Origin of the sequence: Comamonas sp. lk (assembly GCF_900564145.1) — a bacterium.
Taxonomy (GTDB): Bacteria; Pseudomonadota; Gammaproteobacteria; order Burkholderiales; family Burkholderiaceae_C; genus Comamonas.
Window position 1 is genome coordinate 3,561,020 of sequence record NZ_UOOB01000001.1, and the last position, 19,517, is coordinate 3,580,536.

Annotated in this window: 9 protein-coding genes, 4 tRNA genes, 1 pseudogene and 1 riboswitch; of the genes and pseudogenes, 10 read left to right on the forward strand and 4 right to left on the reverse strand. The window is 60.7% G+C overall.

Features of this window, described 5'->3' with window-relative positions; translation table 11 throughout:
• Positions 1 to 196: 196 nt before the first annotated feature.
• Positions 197 to 1,595: pseudogene (locus EAO39_RS16260) on the forward strand (amidase).
• A 95-nt stretch (positions 1,596 to 1,690) separates the two neighbouring features.
• Entirely contained in the window at positions 1,691 to 3,295 is a 1,605-nt protein-coding gene (locus EAO39_RS16265; protein WP_120969363.1) for an NAD(P)H-hydrate dehydratase, read from the forward strand.
• Positions 3,296 to 3,398: 103 nt separating this feature from the next.
• Here EAO39_RS16265 and rnr read toward each other — a convergent pair whose 3' ends face one another.
• Positions 3,399 to 6,290, reverse strand: coding sequence for a ribonuclease R (rnr, locus tag EAO39_RS16270; protein ID WP_120971199.1), 2,892 nt, complete (start codon positions 6,288 to 6,290; stop codon positions 3,399 to 3,401).
• Positions 6,291 to 6,324: 34 nt separating this feature from the next.
• Here rnr and EAO39_RS16275 point away from each other — a divergent pair.
• From EAO39_RS16275 to EAO39_RS16290, 4 genes are all read left to right on the forward strand, one after another.
• Positions 6,325 to 6,409, forward strand: a tRNA-Leu gene (locus tag EAO39_RS16275).
• A 147-nt stretch (positions 6,410 to 6,556) separates the two neighbouring features.
• A tRNA-Leu gene (locus EAO39_RS16280) sits at positions 6,557 to 6,641 on the forward strand.
• Positions 6,642 to 6,784: 143 nt separating this feature from the next.
• Positions 6,785 to 6,869: transfer RNA gene (locus EAO39_RS16285), tRNA-Leu, on the forward strand.
• A gap of 143 nt (positions 6,870 to 7,012) precedes the next feature.
• Positions 7,013 to 7,097, forward strand: a tRNA-Leu gene (locus EAO39_RS16290).
• 145 nt (positions 7,098 to 7,242) lie between these two features.
• On the opposite strand, the gene EAO39_RS16295 is transcribed toward EAO39_RS16290, so the two are convergent.
• Together EAO39_RS16295 and EAO39_RS16300 are read right to left on the reverse strand one after the other, a co-directional pair.
• Complete coding sequence (locus EAO39_RS16295) at positions 7,243 to 9,891, reverse strand: DUF349 domain-containing protein (protein ID WP_120969366.1); 2,649 nt, start codon at positions 9,889 to 9,891, stop codon at positions 7,243 to 7,245.
• Positions 9,892 to 10,119: 228 nt separating this feature from the next.
• Complete coding sequence (locus EAO39_RS16300) at positions 10,120 to 14,019, reverse strand: DUF748 domain-containing protein (RefSeq protein ID WP_120971200.1); 3,900 nt, start codon at positions 14,017 to 14,019, stop codon at positions 10,120 to 10,122.
• A 404-nt stretch (positions 14,020 to 14,423) separates the two neighbouring features.
• Between EAO39_RS16300 and EAO39_RS22715 the strand changes: the two genes are divergently transcribed.
• The 4 genes from EAO39_RS22715 to nrdR all read left to right on the forward strand — a co-directional run bounded on the left by EAO39_RS22715 (position 14,424) and on the right by nrdR (position 17,989).
• Complete coding sequence (locus EAO39_RS22715; protein ID WP_162989596.1) at positions 14,424 to 14,687, forward strand: hypothetical protein; 264 nt, start codon at positions 14,424 to 14,426, stop codon at positions 14,685 to 14,687.
• A 293-nt stretch (positions 14,688 to 14,980) separates the two neighbouring features.
• On the forward strand, positions 14,981 to 15,895 hold the full coding sequence (locus EAO39_RS16305; RefSeq protein ID WP_120969369.1) for a lytic transglycosylase domain-containing protein: 915 nt from the start codon (positions 14,981 to 14,983) through the stop codon (positions 15,893 to 15,895).
• Positions 15,896 to 16,052: 157 nt separating this feature from the next.
• Positions 16,053 to 16,209, forward strand: a riboswitch (ZMP/ZTP riboswitch).
• A gap of 34 nt (positions 16,210 to 16,243) precedes the next feature.
• Entirely contained in the window at positions 16,244 to 17,491 is a 1,248-nt protein-coding gene (glyA, locus tag EAO39_RS16310; RefSeq protein WP_120969372.1) for a serine hydroxymethyltransferase, read from the forward strand.
• A gap of 21 nt (positions 17,492 to 17,512) precedes the next feature.
• Complete coding sequence (gene nrdR, locus EAO39_RS16315; protein WP_120969375.1) at positions 17,513 to 17,989, forward strand: transcriptional regulator NrdR; 477 nt, start codon at positions 17,513 to 17,515, stop codon at positions 17,987 to 17,989.
• A 317-nt stretch (positions 17,990 to 18,306) separates the two neighbouring features.
• Here the strand turns inward: nrdR and aroC are convergent, their stop codons facing one another.
• A complete protein-coding gene (gene aroC / locus EAO39_RS16320; RefSeq protein WP_120969378.1) occupies positions 18,307 to 19,404 on the reverse strand; it encodes a chorismate synthase in 1,098 nt (365 codons plus the stop codon).
• Positions 19,405 to 19,517: the final 113 nt, after the last annotated feature.

Consider the following 19,517-nt stretch of genomic DNA (forward strand, 5'->3'; position numbering starts at 1 on the left):
AAGGGACTGGTTTGCTATTTGCCTTGCAGCTGCCGGACAAACTGCACGCCTTGCGCACAAAAATCGTCCGAGATCAGCATGAATCAGATCAGCCCATAGAGACTGAATCAACGCGTCGGCAAGCATTTAGCAGCCAAGCATTTCATCAATTCCAGGGCAAACCCTCAGCAAAGCCGGAAAATTTTAGCACATCGCCATGCAACACGACCTCTTTGACGCTGTACAAGACATACGCCAAGGCAAAACCAGTGCTTCCCAGCTGATGGAATTGAGCATCGCCGCCGCGCAAAGTCCGTTGTGCGGCAACGTTTTTTCTCAGACTTTTCTCGTAGAAGCGCGCCGCGAGGCCGCGGCTGCTGCGCCCGATACCCCGCTGGCCGGACTGGCCATTTCCGTCAAGAATCTGTTTGACACCCAGTGCTCGCCCACCACCGCCAGCTCCATGCTGCTGCAATCGTCCGCAGCCGCCGCAAGCGATGCCCCGGCCGTTGCGCGTTTGCGCGCCGCCGGGGCCGCCATTATCGGCCGCACCCATATGTCGGAGTTTGCTTTCTCCGGCGTGGGCACCAATCCGCACTTTGGCACGCCGGCCGCGCTCGATGCCCGCCACCCCGGCAATCCCTTGCTGGCGCCCTCGCGTCCGGCACGCATTCCCGGCGGCTCTTCATCGGGGGCCGCCGTTTCGGTAGCCAGCGGTGCAGCCTGGGCCGCCCTGGGCTCCGACACCGGCGGCTCCATCCGCATTCCTGCCGCCCTCTAATGGCCTGGTAGGCTTCAAAAGCACGGCAGCACTGGTGCCTGCAGGCGGCACCATCCCCTTGTCTCCCACGCTGGATACCGCCTGCGCCATCACCCGCAGCGTGCGCGATGCCGTCTTTCTGCACGAAATTCTGGCCGATCGCAAAGTCTCGGCCGGCGAGAAGAATCTGCAGCAGCGCCGGCTGGCCGTGCCGCGACAGGTATTTTTTGAGCAGATCGAACCGGCCGTCCAGCAGGCCTTCGAGCGCAGCATTGCCCAGTTGCAGGCCGCCGGGGCCAGCATCGAATGGATCGACCTGCCCGAGCTGCTTGCGCTGAACGCCGTCAACGCAATTGGCGGTTTTTCGCCTACCGAAAGCTATGCCTGGCACCGCAAATACCTGAAGGACCCGACCCAGGCCGCACTCTACGATCCCCGCGTGCGCTCGCGCATAGAACGCGGCGCCTCCATGAGCGCGGCAGACTATCTGGATTTGCAGGCCGCGCGTCAGCAGTGGATTGAATCCATGCAGACCGCCATCGCACCCTATGACGCCCTGCTCTCGCCTACCGTACCGATCACGGCGCCCACCATCGCCTCGGTGGCGCCCGCCGACGGCGTGAACGCAGAGCTGGACGCGCAACGCGACGCCGAGTTTTTCCGCGTCAACGGTTTGCTGCTGCGCAATACCGCCGTGATCAATATGCTGGACGGCTGCGCGCTCTCCCTGTCCTGCCATGCAGCCAATGAGCTGCCCACGGGCTTGATGGTCTGGCATGCCGCCCTGCATGACGACGCCGTGTTGCAGATCAGCGCAGCAATCGAACAGATTCTGCAGCCAACCCGATCGGTATAAAGCTGCATTTTCAATAGCTACTTGCGCTTGACTGATAAAGGCTGGCAGCTGTTTTTGCCTATTATTTCTGCGCTGCATGGAGCTATGCTCTGGTCATGCAGCGCATACTCCCGCCCTCATCAATCTCGACCTTTCCCCAAGGTCTGCCGCTTTTCAGCACGGCCAGCACCCGCAGACTGGAGCAAACGCTGGCCGCCGCCCTGCCGCCGCACACGCTGATGCAAAGAGCGGGCGAGGCCGTCGCACGCCTGGCCATGGCCCTGGCGCCGCATGCCCAGACCATCTGGATTGCCTGCGGCCCGGGCAATAACGGCGGCGACGGATATGAGGCCGCCGCCTGCCTCAGGCACAAGCTGCCCCATGCCCGCATTCTGATCAGCGATGTGCGAGCCCGCGAGGCCCTGCCCACCGATGCCCAGGCCTCATGGGACAAGGCTCGACAAGCCGGTGCGATCTGGGTGGACGCACAACCCGACGCACTGACAGCACAAGACCTGTGCATCGATGCCTTGCTGGGCATAGGCCTGAAGGCAGACAGCAGCCACCAGTCAGACGAAAGATTGCGGCAACTGCTCACCCAGGTGCAGCACAGCCCCTGCACCCTGCTGTGCGTGGACATTGCCTCTGGCCTGGATGCGCAAACCGGGCAATATGTGCCGGGATTAGCACCGGGATTCGGGCCAGAGCGCGCACCTGCCCCTGCGCCGCAAGCACTCACCCGCGAGCGTCACACTCTGGCCTTGCTGACGCTACAACCCGGTCTTTTTACCGGCGCCGGGCGTGATGCATGCGGGCAAATTTGGTGGGATGAATTGGGCGCAGACATCAGCGCACATCAACATACCGATCAGCCGCCTCTGGCCCTGCTCGGCGCGCCCCAAGCCAGCCCGGCACGCCAGCATGCCAGCCACAAGGGCGTGTTTGGCGATGTCGCCATTCTGGGCGGCGAGGGCTTGGCGGAGCGAGGGCTGTCCATGGTCGGCGCAGCCTGGCTGGCGGCTCTTGCCGCCATGCACGGCGGCGCGGGGCGCGTGATGCTGGCCTTGCTCGATGCGGAGCAGCATGCCAATCAAGCCAGCTCCGCCTGGCCCGAGATCATGCTGCGCAAACCCAGTGCGCAAGACTGGAGCAGCGCCACCGTGGTCTGCGGCTGCGGCGGAGGACTGGCGATTGCCCCCTGGCTGCCCACGCTGCTGGCACAAGCCCCGCGCCTGGTGCTGGATGCCGATGCACTCAACATCGTGGCGACATCCACAGACTTGATCCAGCAGCTGACAGCCCGCGCCGCACGCGGCCAGGCCACGGTGCTGACACCGCACCCGCTGGAAGCCGCTCGCCTGCTGCAAACCGACACCGCCCGCATTCAGGCCGACAGACTGCAGGCGGCCAGCGAACTGGCGCAAAAGTTCGCCTGTACCGTGGTGCTCAAAGGATCGGGCTCGGTGATCGCCTGCAATACATTGAATAGCAAGCAACGCACGCCCAGTCTATGGATCAACCCCACAGGCAATGCACTTTTAGCCACAGGAGGCACAGGCGACGTGCTGGCAGGATTGATTGCTTCGCTCTGGGCACAGGGGCTCAGTGCGCAGCAGGCCGCCACTCAAGGCGCTTATCGCCATGGCCAAGTCGCCGACCAGTGGCCTGCAGAGCGGCCCTTTAGCGCCAGCGCTTTGGCCCAGCATCTACGCACCCGCTGACAAACCAAACAACAAAGGCCTTGCCGGATGAATTCCGGCAAGGCCTTTCAGCGAGACACTCAGCTGCGCGTTGCCGCACAGCCAAACAAACTCAAGTCTGACTTCAAACCGCGCGGGGTTTGCGCTTTGTAACCTTGGCAGGCTTTGCGGACTTGGCCTCGGTCTGAGCTTCAGCCTTTTCCACGACCGTCTCCATCTCCGTCACCTTGTCCGCTGTCTTAGCCACTGTCTTGGCTGCGACCTTTTTCGTCACCTTGGCCGCCGTCTTGGGCGCAGTCTTGGCTTCGGGCTTGGTCACGGGCTTGGTGGACTCGGCCACCGCCTTGCTGCGCTTGGCAGCAGCCGGCTTTGCTGGCGCAGGTGCAGGCTCCGCTGCCGGTGCGGCCTTGGCCACGGGAGCCGCCACTACCGGCTGAGGCTCGACAGGCGGCAGCAACAAGGCCGGCACCGCACTCTTGCGACCGCTTTTCCGCGCCTTCTTGCCAGGCGCCACAGCTTGCTCCACAACCACAGGGGCTGGAGCAGGCGCGGGAACTGCCGGGGTGCTGGCAAGCTTTTTCGCGTATTCCGCTTCCAAAGCGGCCAGATTGACGCTCTTGAGCATGGCTTTTTTAGCTGCCTTGCGGCTTTGCTTGCCATGGCGCTGCTCTGGCGCAGCGTTATTCATATATGCGCCTGCGTTGGCTCCCGCATTGGCGGATGCCCCGCCCGCAGTGTTGGCAGCAGTATTGCCAGCGGCATTGCGCTGGGCACGGTTGGCCTTGGCATCGCGGCGATTCCATTTATCGGAGTGCGCAGGCTCGGCCCGCACCTCACGGCTCTCACGACCGTCGCGTCCATCACGCCCTTCTCGTCGCGAGCGCGAATCGTCACGTCCGCTCTTGCGCGCATCGCCACGGCCTTCGTTTTTGCCACGGTTTTGCGAAGGCAAACCGTCCTCGCCATCGCGCACCAGACGAAAATCGATACGGCGACCGTCCAGATCCACGCGACTGACCTGCACCTGAACACGTGCACCGATGCCGTAGCGAATGCCGGAGCGCTCGCCACGCAATTCCTGGCGCGTTTCATCAAAGCGGAAGTAGTCGCCTCCCAGCTCGGTGATGTGCACCAAGCCTTCCACATACATGGCGTCCAGTGTCACAAAAATACCGAAGGTGGTGACCGAAGACACCGTGCCCGCAAACTCCTCGCCCAGATGCTCTCGCATGTATTTGCACTTGAGCCAGGCCTCCACATCACGGCTGGCCTCATCGGCGCGGCGCTCGTTGGCACTGCAGTGCAGACCGGCTGCTTCCCAAGCCTGCACTTCCTTGGCGGCGGCGCGCTTGCGCGGCTTCTGGCTGGGTGCCACCACCCGCGACGCCAGGCGCTTGGCCATCTTGGCCTCGGCTTCGCCGGGCTCCGGCAAGGCGGGCAGCTTGTAATGGGTGCCGTTGAGCTCGGCCTTGATGACGCGGTGCACCAGCAAGTCCGGGTAGCGGCGAATGGGGCTGGTGAAGTGGGTATAGGCCTCAAACGCCAGACCGAAGTGACCGGAATTCTCAGGCGTATAGAAGGCCTGCATCATGGAGCGCAGCAGCATGGTGTGAATCTGCTGTGCATCGGGCCGATCCTTGGTCGCGGCGGCGATCAGCTGGAACTCCTTGGTCGTGGGGTTGTCGCTGATCGACATGCCCACGGCCATGGCCTTAAGGTAGCCGCGCAGAATGTCCTGCTTTTCCGGCGAGGGCTTGTCGTGCACACGGAACAATCCCAGCTGCCCGCTTTGCTCGATGAAATCGGCACTGCAGACGTTGGCCGCCAGCATGGCTTCCTCGATCAGCTTGTGGGCTTCGTTGCGGGTGCGCGGCACGATCTTCTCTATGCGGCCGTTGTCATCGCAGACAATTTGCGTTTCCGTGGTCTCGAAATCCACCGCACCACGCTCTTCACGCGATTTCAAAAGCGCCTGATAGACACCGTGCAGATTGAGCAAGTCCTGCACGCGATCCTTGCGCTTGGCCGCCTCCGGCCCACGGGTATTGGCCAGAATGGCCGCAACCTCGGTGTAGGTAAAACGCGCGTGGCTGTGCATCACGGCCGGGTAGAACTGATAGGCGTGAATTTCGCCCTTGGCCGTGATCAGCATGTCGCAGACCATGCACAGACGATCCACATCCGGATTCAGCGAGCACAGGCCGTTGCTGAGCTTCTCGGGCAGCATGGGAATCACGCGGCGCGGAAAGTACACGCTGGTGGCGCGATCGTAGGCATCAATATCGATATCGCTGCCCGTGGTCACATAGTGGCTCACATCAGCAATCGCCACCAGCAAACGCCAGCCCTTGCCGCGCCCCACCTTGGCAGGCTCGCAATACACGGCATCGTCAAAGTCACGGGCGTCCTCGCCATCGATGGTGACCAGAGGAATATCGGTCAGATCAATGCGGTTCTTGCAGTCGACGGCGCGCACGGTCTCCGGCAGTGCCTTGGCCTGCTCCAGACAGGCTTGCGAGAAGATATGCGGCACGCCATATTTGCGCACGGCAATCTCGATCTCCATGCCGGGATCATCCACTTCGCCCAGCACCTCGACGATGCGCCCCACAGGCTGACCAAACAAGGCCGGGGCCTCGGTCAACTCCACGACGACCACCTGCCCCACCGTGGCCGAGCCTGTGGCATTGGCTGGAATCAATATGTCCTGGCCGTAGCGCTTGTCTTCTGGGGCCACCAGCCACACGCCGCTTTCCTGCAGAAAGCGACCAATGATGGGCTGCTCCGGACGCTCCACAATCTCCGCCACGCGCCCTTCGGGGCGGCCACGGTGGTCGTAGCGGGCAATGCGCACCTGGACTCTGTCCTTGTGCAGCACGGCACGCATTTCATTGGGAGGAAGGTAGATATCGCGCTCGCCGTCGTCGCGAATCACAAAGCCATGTCCGTCTCGGTGGCCCTGCACTGTGCCCAAAATTTCTTCGTTCATATCAGCGGCATTTGCGCGAGGGTTCATTTTTTTGATATACAATCTAAATCTTTCCTGAGATGCCCAGGTGGCGGAATTGGTAGACGCACTAGTTTCAGGTACTAGCGGGTAACTCCGTGGAGGTTCGAGTCCTCTCCTGGGCACCAAGTTTAACGACAACCAACCAAGGTTTAGATAAACTTGAAAAACATTCTGACATTCAGATGGTTTTTACAGCTCTACGGCATCTCAAGAAAATTTGAAGATTCGGATTGAACGCAAGAAATTGCGCTACAATACGAGCTTCCCTGAAAGCCCAGGTGGCGGAATTGGTAGACGCACTAGTTTCAGGTACTAGCGGGTAACTCCGTGGAGGTTCGAGTCCTCTTCTGGGCACCAAATACGACAAGCCGTTGCACTGCAAATGCAACGGCTTTTTCGTTTCTTGCGCCTCTCTTTCTCTTTTGTACATTTTTTTGAAAAAATCGCGCCAATCGGCCTGAGCGCTGGTTTTCCCGCTATATAATTCAATCACTCTGAAAGCCCAGGTGGCGGAATTGGTAGACGCACTAGTTTCAGGTACTAGCGGGTAACTCCGTGGAGGTTCGAGTCCTCTTCTGGGCACCAAATACGACAAGCCGTTGCATGCAAATGCAACGGCTTTTTCGTTCCCTGTGCCTCTCTTTCTCTTTTGTACATTTCTTTGAAAAAATCGCGCCAATCGGCCTGAGCGCTGCTTTTCCCGCTATATAATTCAATCACTCTGAAATGCCCAGGTGGCGGAATTGGTAGACGCACTAGTTTCAGGTACTAGCGGGTAACTCCGTGGAGGTTCGAGTCCTCTTCTGGGCACCAAATACAAAAAGGCTGTTGCGCAAGCAACAGCCTTTTTCGTTTCTGCAGCCTTTGCTGCAACAGCTCGCCATCTCAGAGAACCATAAAAAAAGGGAGTCCGCAGACTCCCTTTTTCGTTAGCGCCGGAATGTATCCGACACAGACCTTACTTGCGCAGCAAGTGCTTGAGCGCGTTCTGCAGGCGGCGGGCCGTAGCCTCTTCACGCGTGCTGGCCAGCACCTGCGCGGCATCCTGACCCCAGGTTTCCTGAGGCGAAGGATCGTTGCGGCGGGTCAGCAGCTGCAGTTGCAGGGCACGACGGGCTTGCAGCTGGTCGGCAGGCGTAGGCACGTCGGCAGCCATTTCAAGGCGCAGCAGCGCTTGAGCCGCATCACCCTTGGGCGTGGCAGCAATGGCGCTGGACCAGGCGGCACGCACGGGCACAGTCACTCGGCCACCCAGTTGCTGGGCCGATGGCAGTTGCTCGGCATCACGCTTTTCCCAAGCTGTCATCAGCTGGCTCAGGGCTTCACCATGGGCCTGTGCCGCCAGCTTGCGCAAAGCTTCCTGGGCATGTTCCATGGCTTCGCGCTGCGCACGGAATGCGGGATCTGCCAGACGCGGACCACGATCTTCACGCACAAACCGGCCGCCACGTGCGCCATCACGGTCACCATCGCGAGGAGCTCCGCGATCGCCACGAGCACCGTCACGACCACGGCCAGCATCCTTGCGGTCGCCTGGGCGGCCAGCGGGAGCAGCAGCTTCCTTCTTCATACCAGGGCGGTCATCGCCACGCACGGCCACAATCGGACGAGCAGACTTGGCCACCACGGCTTCTGGCGCTTCGGTTTCTGTAGCTTCAGACGCTTGATCTGCCTGGGCTTGAGCTTTGATTTCCTCAGCCTTGGCAGCTGCCTGGCCCTTGAGCACGGATTCCAGCTCGGCCATGGCCGTGCGAATCTGCTGGGCATCACCGCTGGCATTGGCCGCTTCCACAGCCTTGGAGGCTTCCAGCACACGGCGGTCGTGCTCGGACAGCTCGACGGCAGGTGCGCGCGCGCCGCGCTCGGCACCCTTGCGGTTGAAGGCTTCGTCCAGTGGCTTGCGGAAAGCATCCCACAGCTTTTGCTCGTGCTTGCGATCCAGAGGCACGCCCTGGGCTTCGGCCTGCCAGCGCTGCTGCAATTCCTTGACGGCATCGATGCGCAGGCTGGGTGCGGAACCCAGTGCTGCGGCTTCGTCAATCATGGCGTTGCGACGTTGCAGGCTGGCTTTTTGCGCAGTATGCAAAGGTGCTTCAGCGGCCGACATGGCTTGCTTGAACAGCGGCTGCAGCTCGGCAAACAGTTTCTCGCCGATGTGACCGCTTTCGCGCCAGCGTTCGGCAAACTGGCGCAGAGCGCGACCCATGCCCTTCCAGTCTTTGCTGGAAGCATGCTCGGCAGCCCAAGCCTTGATCTCTTCGACCAAAGCCAGACGCTGGCTCTTGGACTGCGTGGTGTCCTGGCGCAGCTTGTCGTGCCAGGCTTCGACCACCTTGTAGGCGGCGTTACAGGCCTCGTCAAACTTCTTCCACAGCGCGTGGTTGGCGGCAGCACCTTGATCAGCCTGCTTCCACTGCTCGCGCAGGGCACGCAGGGTTTCCTGAATCTTGCGGCCGCCCAGAGCCTGACCGTCGGGACGGTTGAGCAAGGCTTCGGCCTTGGCCACCAGCTCTTCACGCAGCTTGTCTGCGTTCTGGCGCTGCCAGCCATCAGCTTCGCCAGCCGCCACCAGCGCTTCGTGCACCTCGGTCACCAAGGCGCCATCCACAAAACGGCCGTGCGACTTGATGGCCGCGCGCATGGCTTGCACAGCTGCCGAGCCGGCCTTGCTGTTACCGGCCGCAGTTTCCGCCTTCAGCGCTTCCAGCGCCTGGCTCAAAGCAGCCTTGGCTGCATCGACCTGCTCTTGCGAAGGCTTGTTGCTCTTGGGTGCAGCCGCGCGGGCCTGGGCAGGCCTTGCAGCATCTGCCTGAGCGGTTTCTGGCGGCAGGCCACGACCCACACGGATTTCGTCGGCCCACACGGGCACGGTGGGCAAAGGAGCGCTTTCGTCGGCCGCTGCGGCTTCGGTCTGAGTCAATGCAGACTGGAAAGCATCCCAAACCAGCGCCAGCTGTGCGGATGCTGCTTCCAATTGAGGAGGGAAACGGCTATCCACGCTACCCCAGGCCGCGTCGCTTGTCAGCTCCTTGGCCTGTTCTTGCCAGCGGCCCACGTCGCTGCCCAGTGCTTCGAGCACAGCCTTGGCATCGCGCCAGGACTTGGTGGACAGCACTTCAATGCGCTGAGCCAGCAGCAAAGCCACTTCGCGCTGCACCTGCGTGCGGTGCTGCAGATCTTCCACAGCCTTCACGCGCTCGGCAAACTGGGCCTTGAACTGGGACAGAGGCTCGCGCGAGAGCGCAGCGCCAGCCTTGGCAGCGTCGCGCTGCCAGGCCACTGCGGCAGCAGCATCAAAAGGCGTGGCGGCCAGCAGGGCCTGGGCTTTTTCGGCCCATTCCACGGAAATTTTTTCCTGATTTTCGGTGCGACGGATTTCGTCCAGACGCTCGCGCACGGCGCGCGCAGCGCTCTTGTCGCGCGCGCTCAGTTCCTTGTGCACTTCCTGGAGCTGCTCCACCGAAGGTTGCGTGGTGAGCCAGTCACGGATACGCGCGGCGCGGTCGCCCGAGGTTTCGGCGGAAAAAGCACCACCCGTCAATGCATCCAGCGGATGTTGCTCGGAATTCTTGGCAGAGGCCGGGTTCACTTCAGGTGCATCAGACATGGTGCTGCTAGGAGAAATAGATGACATGTATCAGTTAGAGAATGCTTGGCACCGCCCGGTGGCGAGACCATTGCCGCCCATATGGGGGTGGACATTGCAAGCGCAAGTCCAGGCGCCAGCAGGTGCATCGATGATGCCTGCAAGCGCTTGGACAAACCCGTATTTTCGCCTTTATTTGAAGACGAGCCAAAAAACGCTGAATAGCCTTGGCTTTCAGCGTTTGACATATCACTGTGCGGACAGGCTGAGCTGGGCGCGCGGCGTCCAGTCCTGCTCCTGTCCCTCGGTCTTTGGAGCCCCCAGAAACAGGCGCTCCAGAGGCAGATTCTGGCTGGCCAGATAGTCACGCACTGCCACGCCACGGGCCAGAGCCAGCTCGCGCATAGCGTCATCGGGCACGGCAATGCTATCGATCAGCAAGGTCTTCATCTGCTCGGCGGGCAAATCCTTGGCAATACCGATCATGTTACGGGGCTTTTTCACATCGGCGCGGCTGTAGACAGCTTTGAGCAGCGGCGAGCGCTCGGCATCCGTCACGCTGCGCACCTCGTCGCCGTTCTTGCCATCACGAATCGCTTCACGGCGCTTTTGCGCCAGCAGCAAACGGTCGAGCTGCGCCAACTTCCAGCCCTGTCTGTCCTCCGCCTCGCGGGACTCTCCCACCACCGTCATCTTGAGCGCCGGCCTGTCGGTCAGCGATTTGACGATCTTGCTCAGATTTTCCTTGGCCTTGGCATCGAGCTCGGCGCTACCGGGAGCAAAAGTGACGGCACCAGATTCGTCGCCGCCCGAGAACGCTCCCGATAGCAGGGCAAACGGTGCCGTCACGGCCTTCATGATGAGATTGCCAATCACCTTGAAGATGATGGGCGCCAGGCGGAATTGCGGATCGTTGAGCGAGCCGCTAATGGGCAGATCCAGGTCAATCACGCCATTGCGGTCGGCCAGCAAGGCCACGGCCAGACGCACCGGCAGCGACGCCGGTGCGCCCTGCACCGCATCGCCAAAGGTCAGTTGGTGCAGCACCAACTTGTTGGAAGCCGTGAGCTGTCCATCGGGCTGCACCTTGTAGCTCACATCCATATGCAGCTTGCCGCGCTCAATGCCGTGACCTGCGTACTTGATGGAATAAGGCGACAAAGGCGAGAGTTCCAGATCCCGCATTTGCGCACGCACGTCCAGCGCCAGAGGCTTGGCCAGCGGGTTGATCTTGCCGGTGATCTCCAGCGAAGCCGTGCCCTGAGCCCTGCCCTTGATCTCCAGATCAGCCATTTGCGGCTCCGTCTGGCCTGGCGGCAACTGGGAAGAGAAAGCACTGAGGCGGCCCGCCAGATCACTCAGATCGGCCGAGTAATTGGGCTGGATGAAATAGTCGGAAAACTGCACCTTGCCGCCCGTCAGCACAATCGGACCCACCGTGATGATGGGTGCGGGGCCACTGCCCTCGGCCTTGACAGGCTCGGCAGGCTTGGCGGCATCGGGCTTGGCGCCGGCTGCGACCTGGGCATTGGCCAGCTCGTTCTGCGCCACGGATTGCTCGGACGTCTCGGTCTTCACAATATCCTGCAAATTGATCCGGCCGTTGCGCTGCACGATGACGCGGGCAAAGAAGTCGCTCAGCGCCGTCTCTCGCACGCTGACGCGCAGCGGCTGTGCGGGCTGCAGATTCAAATCCAGTCCGCGCACGGCTAGTGTTTTCCAGGCCAGCAAGTCATCGCCCAAACCCAGGCCGGTTTTGCTCGCCAAATCCTTGGCGCGATCTGCCGTGGAGTCATTGAGCACGGCCGTCAGCGCGCCCTTGGCGGTGCTGGGCGTGCCGCTCTCCGGCCTGACGGGCTCCGCCAGGGTGGAGCGCATGCGCATATCAAGCAGCGCCACATCCCCTTGCACGCTGAGCTTGGGACCCTTGGCCAATGCCTCAAAACTGAGTTTGCCTTTGAAATTTCCGTCGGCGCGCACCAAATTCACATTGAGCTTGTGGCCAAAATAAGGCTCGAACGCATGCAAGGGCAAGGCGCTGGCCTGCAACTGCCCCTGGGCAGAGGCTGGCGTCAGGCCAAACCGGCCTTTGAATTGAATGCTGCCTGCCTGCACGCGACGGCCTGAGGCAATTTTGGCAGACAGCTCAAGCGGCGTGGGAGCGGCCTTTTGGGCCAGCGGCTCGAAAGTCCCCAGGCGCACGCGCAGCGCGCTCAGCTCCAGTTGCACCGCCTGGCTGGCCTGATCCGGTACAGGCGCCAGATCCTTGAATTGAATGGCACCACCATCTACCGCCAGTGCCGCCAGCTTGACGGCCCAGGGCTTGGCTTCGCTCTTGCCATCCGCCCTGCCCTGCTGCTTGACCGCAGTCTTGCCGGGCGCAGGCAACCACTGCTGGTACATCCAGCGACCTTGGGCATCACGCACCACAGCCAGCTGGGGTTTTTGTACTGCAATCGATTCCACCACCACCTGCTGCATCTTCAGATCGACCTGGACCCCCGTCAGCTTGACTTGCTCCACCGTCACCGGCGTCTGCTTGTCATGCAGCTGCAGCTTGTCGGCCGTGAATTCACTGACCTGCGCCACTACACCGGCCTCGCCCCAGGAGACTTCAGCCTGGCTGGCCAGCATGGCGCTCAACTCAGGTTTGAAATGTGCAGCCAGATAGGGCTGCACCCATTGCAAAGGCAGCTGCTGCAGCTGAATGCTGAGTTTGCCCTCCTTGGGGGTGACCAGACCTTGCAGCTCCAGCTTGGCTGCAGCACCGGCCTCTGGGGCGCCAGCACCCGCTTGGCGCAGTTCACTGCTGGCCGTCAGATTCAGTGGCTGGCTCATGGGCCAAGCCACGCTGGTCACTTCCAGCGACAGAGGCGAGAGCGTCAGCGCCGCAGGCGCAGCGCCTGTGGCGGCATCGCGCCAATGCACCGTGCCGGCATCCAGATTGAATTGCTGCACCGCAATCTGCAGTGGGGAAGCCGATGTGGTCGGTTTAGCCGGCTCAACAGCCTTGCTTGCAGCCACCGTTTGCTCGTCGGTCTGCGGCTTGGCCTCGGCGTCCTTGACGACCTGGGCGTTGCCAGCAGACAGACCCAGCCAGTTGATCACGCCTTGTGTATTGCGACTGGCGTGAATTTCGGGCTTGACCCAGCGCACCGACTCCAGCGTGATCTGGTTTTGCAGCGGCTGCGTATTCTTGAGTTGCACCTGAAGCGACTCAAAGCTCAAGAGCGGCGCACTTTGACGGTCCTGCAACTCCACCCCGGAGAGCGTCAGCTTGCCATTGAGGCGCACCACAGCTTGCTCCTGCTGCTCGAACGCGATCTGCAAATCCGTATCCAGCACGCCGGACAAAGGCTTGACCGGCACAGACTCGGGCACATAGCCCAGATAAGGCTTCAGGTCTATATGCGCCCATTGGAGATTGAGCGCCGTCTGGCGATTGTCGGCAAAAGGCGTGCTCTCGCCTGTAGAAGCGAACTGGCTGCCATTGAGTTCAAACGCCAGATGCGGCAGCACCTTGATTTCACGCTTGGAGGCCAGATTGCTGATGAAGGGAATGCTCAGCTGCAGCGCCTTGAGCTCGTGCTTGCGCTGCACGGCTTCGTCGTTGAGTTCGATACGGCCATCGCGCAGCGCAATGTTGTAGAGCGCAAATTCCATAGACTTGGAGGCCTCGTCCTTGGGCTCGGACAGCTTGGCGATCACATCGTCAATATCGAGCTTGCCCACGGAGTGCTGGGTAAGACGCAGCACGGGCGAGTCCACCTCCACCGCATCCAGCACCGGTGCCAGGCGAAACAGGGACTGGATGCTGGCATTCACAAAAATGCGCTTGATCTCCAGTTGTGGCTCTGCAGTTTTTTCAAGGACTTTTGAGCCTTCAGCGCTTTGTATATCTGCGCCATCAGCTACATTTTTTGTAGCTTTATCGATCACCAAATCATGCAAGCTAATGGCCATGGACCAGGGCGAGAACTCGATCTTGCCCACATGAACCTGGCGACCCAGCTTGGCCGAGGCTTGCTTTTCCAGCTGGCTCTTGGCCACGATAGGCAGCAGCGCCCACAAAAGCAGCCACAGCAGCAAAATTCCCAGAACAAGCCAGAGCAGGCGGCGTAGCAAACGATGCGTTGAAAGCAGCGGCATGAGTGTTTTTTTGAAAGACATGAACAAGGGGCTGCCCTCCAACCCCAGCAGCGCAAACAACGATAGCAAACATGGCAGTCAGCACATGCGATGGCGCAAATGTACTCTTGCCGCAGCGCAGCTTTCACGCCTCCATGAAAAACGCAAAACACTCTATATATAGAGAGCTGCATTTTTTCCATGGAAGTTCTATGGAAAGTCGGTACGCCGAGCCAGATTTTTCACACCATTCTTACCCACTCCGCAGTCGGCAATCAATGGCTTCAGCGGCCATGTCGAAGCGGGAATTTGGTGGGATGGGATGCTGTAAAAACAAGAAAGCCCGGAAGTGGCGAAACCAACTTCCGGGCCCTACGGCAAGTACCAGACTGTGCCGCTTTTCGCAGACAAGGAGGATAAAGTCCTTGCTGCTGGAAGCAAGAGATTGCTCCCGTGAGTGCCTCAGCGAAGATTACAAGCAACGTGACCAGAGCTCTCTGAAAGTGCCTTGGCTAGGTTTGCCTTTCCCTTTCTTTGGCGAACACCTGCAGTTTGCAGGCAGATTCACTATATCCGTGCAGGCAAAGGGTTACCAGCGTTTTTTCATTTTATTTCTCTTTTTTGATGCAAATAACGATGTGAGCGCATGCACCGCTTGCAGTGGTGATTTCCCGAAGACCCTCTTGTAAATTACTGTGCTTCCATACAGTTTTAATATTACTTTAAAATATTAAAACTATTTTTGTTAGTGTTGACTGATTATTAAGAGGACTCCTAGAATCCGCCAGCGCTCGAAAAGAGCGTTTTTTGTTTCCGCTGCCTCACGACTGAGCAGACCGACATACGCCTTCCGGACACTCCGGTCCAGGCGCTTTTAGTCGGCCCGCAGCAAAACCTCATTGAGGTCGTTGCCAACGGTAATTCGCCAACCCTCCAGGTTGCATAGCGATGCTCCGGGGCAGCCCTCCAGAAAGGACAAGCTATGCCAGCGTCAGAAAAATTGGTCGCCTCCGCGCGAACGTTGGGTCACAAAGTGGCCCATGGTTTTCTTGCTCTCACCCACAACGGTTTCGCCCTCCTGGGCTTGGCCGTGGCCATCTCGGCCTTGATTTTGATCTCCCGCCCCGATCTGCGGCTCGCTGGTGAAAGCCAGCTGCGCCAATGGTTGGATGCCCGCCAGCCCGTGATGGCCGAAGCTGAAGTTGCCGTCGAAGATGTGGGCACCACCATGGTCGCAGCCAGCGACCGGGCCACGGCCGCCAATCCCAAGAGCCTGCCCAAAGAGCAGGCTGCCGTAGCCTACTGGCTGAGCAAGAAGTACCGCGTGGCTCCCGAGCCGCTAGCGGCTCTGGTCAGCGAAGCCTACGCCCAGGGCAAGGCCAACAAGCTGGACCCCATGCTGATCCTGGCCATTATGGCCATTGAATCTAGCTTCAACCCCTTCGCCCAAAGCTCGGTCGGTGCCCAGGGCCTGATGCAGGTCATGACTTCGGTGCACACCGACAAGTACGAGAGCTTTGGCGGCCAGCATGCCGCTTTTGATCCCGTGACCAACCTCAAGGTCGGCGTCAAGGTCCTCAAGGACTGCATCGCCCGTGCCGGCTCCATCGAAGGCGGATTGCGTTACTACGTGGGCGCCGCCAATCTGCCCAGCGACGGCGGCTATGCAGCCAAGGTGCTGGCCGAACACCAGCGCATGCGCGCGGCCGTCGGCCTGCGCGGTGATTCTCTGCTGACAGCCAAGGCCGATGCACCCGCGCAAAAGGCCAAGGCCAATCCTTCGACACATGCCAAGGACACCATCACCTCTTCGGCCATCGATAGCCTGAGCCAGCCTTCAGCAGCGCTCGACAAGAACGTCGTCAAGCTGGCCCAAGCCAACGTAGGGCAAATGTAAGGCGTCTGCCTCTGCACCTGGGAGCTGGCCATGGCCAGCTCTTTTCATTGGTGCTACTCCAGTGCAGGCGGCTTTTGTGCAAATGCACAAAACGCAACAAAGCCCATGGACTTGCAGCGGGAGCTTGGGGAAAGCCCGGCCCGGCTCAGCTACACTAGCGGGTGTACGCAACTGGCGATAGGCGCAGAAATTTCTCTGCCGCTGACGTGGAAACCAGCAGACTGCAAGGTCTGTGAACCACCGGGGAGCGTACCGCCCAAGGTCGCAGCGATTGCAACCCGCAAGCGTTTCAGCCGTTCGCCTGGGCAGCCCTTGGCCTCAAGGGAATTTCAAGTTCACAGGACTGCCATGTTTCAACGCACCGATACCGTCGAGAAAGTCGACCCCGAACTGTTTGCCGCCATCCAGGCTGAAAACCATCGCCAGCAAGAGCACATCGAGCTGATCGCCAGCGAGAACTACTGCTCGCCCGCCGTGATGGAAGCCCAGGGCTCCCAGCTGACCAACAAGTACGCCGAAGGCTATCCAGGCAAGCGTTACTACGGTGGCTGCGAGCATGTGGACGTGGTCGAGCAACTGGCCATCGACCGCATCAAGCAAATCTTTGGCGCTGAAGCCGCCAACGTGCAACCCAATTCCGGCTCGCAAGCCAACCAGGCCGTGCTGATGGCGTTTGCCAAGCCCGGCGACACCATTCTGGGCATGAGCCTGGCCGAAGGCGGTCACCTGACCCACGGCATGGCGCTGAACATGTCCGGCAAGTGGTTCAAGGCCGTTTCCTACGGTCTGGACGCCAACGAAGCCATCGACTACGACAAGATGGAAGAGCTGGCGCGCGAGCACAAGCCCCGCATCATCGTGGCCGGTGCCTCTGCCTACGCTCTGCACATCGATTTCGAGCGCTTCGCCAAAATCGCCAAGGAAGTCGGCGCCATCCTGTGGGTGGACATGGCTCACTACGCAGGTCTGATTGCTGCTGGCGTCTACCCCAACCCCGTGCCCCACGCCGACGTGGTCACCACCACCACCCACAAGAGCCTGCGCGGCCCCCGTGGCGGCGTGATCCTGATGAAGGCCGAGCACGAGAAGGCGCTGAACAGCGCCATCTTCCCCGGCCTGCAAGGCGGCCCGCTGATGCACGTGATCGCCGGCAAGGCCGTGGCGTTCAAGGAAGCCCTGACTCCCGAGTTCAAGGCCTACCAGGAACAAGTGGTCAAGAACGCCAAGGTCATGGCCGATACGCTGACCGAACGCGGTCTGCGCATCGTTTCCGGCCGTACCGAAAGCCATGTGATGCTGGTGGACCTGCGCGCCAAGGGCATTACCGGCAAGGCTGCTGAAGCCGCTCTGGGTCTGGCTCACATCACTGTGAACAAGAACGCCATCCCCAACGACCCCGAGAAGCCATTCGTGACCAGCGGCATCCGCGTCGGCACTCCCGCCATGACCACCCGTGGTTTCGGCGAGGAAGAAACCCGCATCACCGCCAATCTGGTGGCCGATGTGCTGGACAACCCCAGCGACGAAGCCACTCTGGCTGCCGTACGTGAGAAGGTGGCTGCACTGACCGCCCGCTTGCCCGTTTACAGCAAGTAATCAAGGCCCTGCCGTTCTGTCATGAAGTGTCCCTTCTGCAATCACCCGGACACGCAAGTCGTTGAGACACGCGAGTCCGAAGACGGGGCCTTCATACGCCGTCGCCGCCGCTGCGGCGGCTGTGACAAGCGCTTTACCACCTACGAGCGACCCGAGGTCAGCTTTCCCACGGTGGTAAAAAAGGACGGCCGGCGCATTGAGTACGAGCGCGGCAAATTGCAGGGTTCTTTTCAGATTGCCTTGCGCAAACGCCCGGTGAGCACCGAACTCATCGATGCCGCCATTGAGCGCATCGAAGACAAGCTACTGAATCTGGGCACGCGTGAAGTGGTCTCCAGCCGCCTGGGCGAGCTGGTGATGGAAGAACTCAAGGGCATGGACAAGGTGGGCTATATCCGCTTTGCCAGCGTGTACCGCAGCTTCAAAGATGTGGACGATTTCACCAGCATCATGGATGAGGTGCGCAGTCCCAAGAATCCCAAGCCGCCCAAGAAATAAGCGCTCTGCCATACTCCGCCAAAGCCACCCTCGGGTGGCTTTGTTGTTTTTGCAATCGCAGCAAAAACAGAAGCGGGATGCGCTTGTCAGTCATGCAATTCAGTTTGAAACACACCTGAAGTGCAATGCAATCAAGCTCCATTAGCTTTTGATTCAATAGCAAATTCAATGAATGCGAGCTAAGACCCCGCTCCGTGCCCCACAAAGCACAACGCCAGCCCTGGCGATAGATGCCGGGGCTGGCGTGGATCCAAACTATCGAATTTTCAAGCATAGCGCAGGACCGGCTTGCAGCGCGCCATGCGGCGATTTACAGCTCAGGGCGCTGCAGCAGGAATCGGCTTCAGGCCCGAATCCACATCACCGCACTGGGCGCGGTGACGCAGCGCGTGATCCATCACCACCAGGGCCAGCAGCGCCTCGGCAATCGGCGCGGCGCGAATGCCCACGCAAGGGTCGTGGCGGCCCTTGGTGATGACCTCGGCGCTTTGGCCGTGCACGTCAATCGACTCGCGCGGCGTGATGATGGAGCTGGTGGGTTTGATGCCGATGCGTACTTCCAGATCCTGGCCGGTGCTGATGCCGCCCACAATGCCGCCCGCGTTATTGCTGCGAAAGCCCTCGGGGCTCAGCGAATCGCCATGGGTGGTGCCGCGCTGGGCCACGCTGTCGAAGCCCGCACCGATTTCCACGGCCTTGACGGCGTTCAGTCCCATCATGGCGTAGGCAATATCGGCATCCAGTCGGTCATACAGGGGCTGGCCCAGGCCCACGGGCATGTTGCTGGCGTTCACGCGCAGAGCCGCACCGCAGGAGTCGCCGGACTTGCGCAGCTGCTCCATGTATTCCTCGTACTGGCTCACATCGGCCACGGGCGCGAAGAAAGGGTTGTGGGGCACATGCTCCCAGCTTTCAAAGCCTATGGGCAGCTCGCCGATCTGCGTCATGCAGGCTTTGAACTCGGTGCCGAATTTTTCCTTCAGCCACTTCTTGGCCACGGCACCGGCTGCCACCGTGGGCGCCGTCAGCCGTGCCGAGGAGCGACCGCCACCGCGTGGATCGCGGATGCCGTACTTCTGAAAATAGGCATAGTCGGCATGGCCGGGCCTGAAGCTTTGCGCGATATTGGAGTAATCCTTGCTGCGCTGATCCGTGTTGCGGATCAGCAGCGCAATCGGCGTGCCCGTGGTCTTGCCCTCGTACACGCCCGAGAGAATCTCGACCGCATCGGGTTCGTTGCGCTGGGTCACGAACTTGCTGGTTCCGGGACGGCGGCGATCCAGATCCCACTGGATATCTGCCTCGCTCAGCGCCATGCCCGGAGGGCAGCCGTCAATCACACAGCCAATGGCCGGACCGTGAGATTCACCAAAATTCGTAACCGTGAAAATTGTGCCAAAGGTATTGCCGCTCATAGACTGCGGATTATCGTTGATGTGGCGGCCCGGGTGCCGCAGCCGCCTTCTTGCTTCGGCATTGCTGGCTTGTCCTGCCCTCGCTCCAAGGCAAAAACCCGTCCCCCTATCAC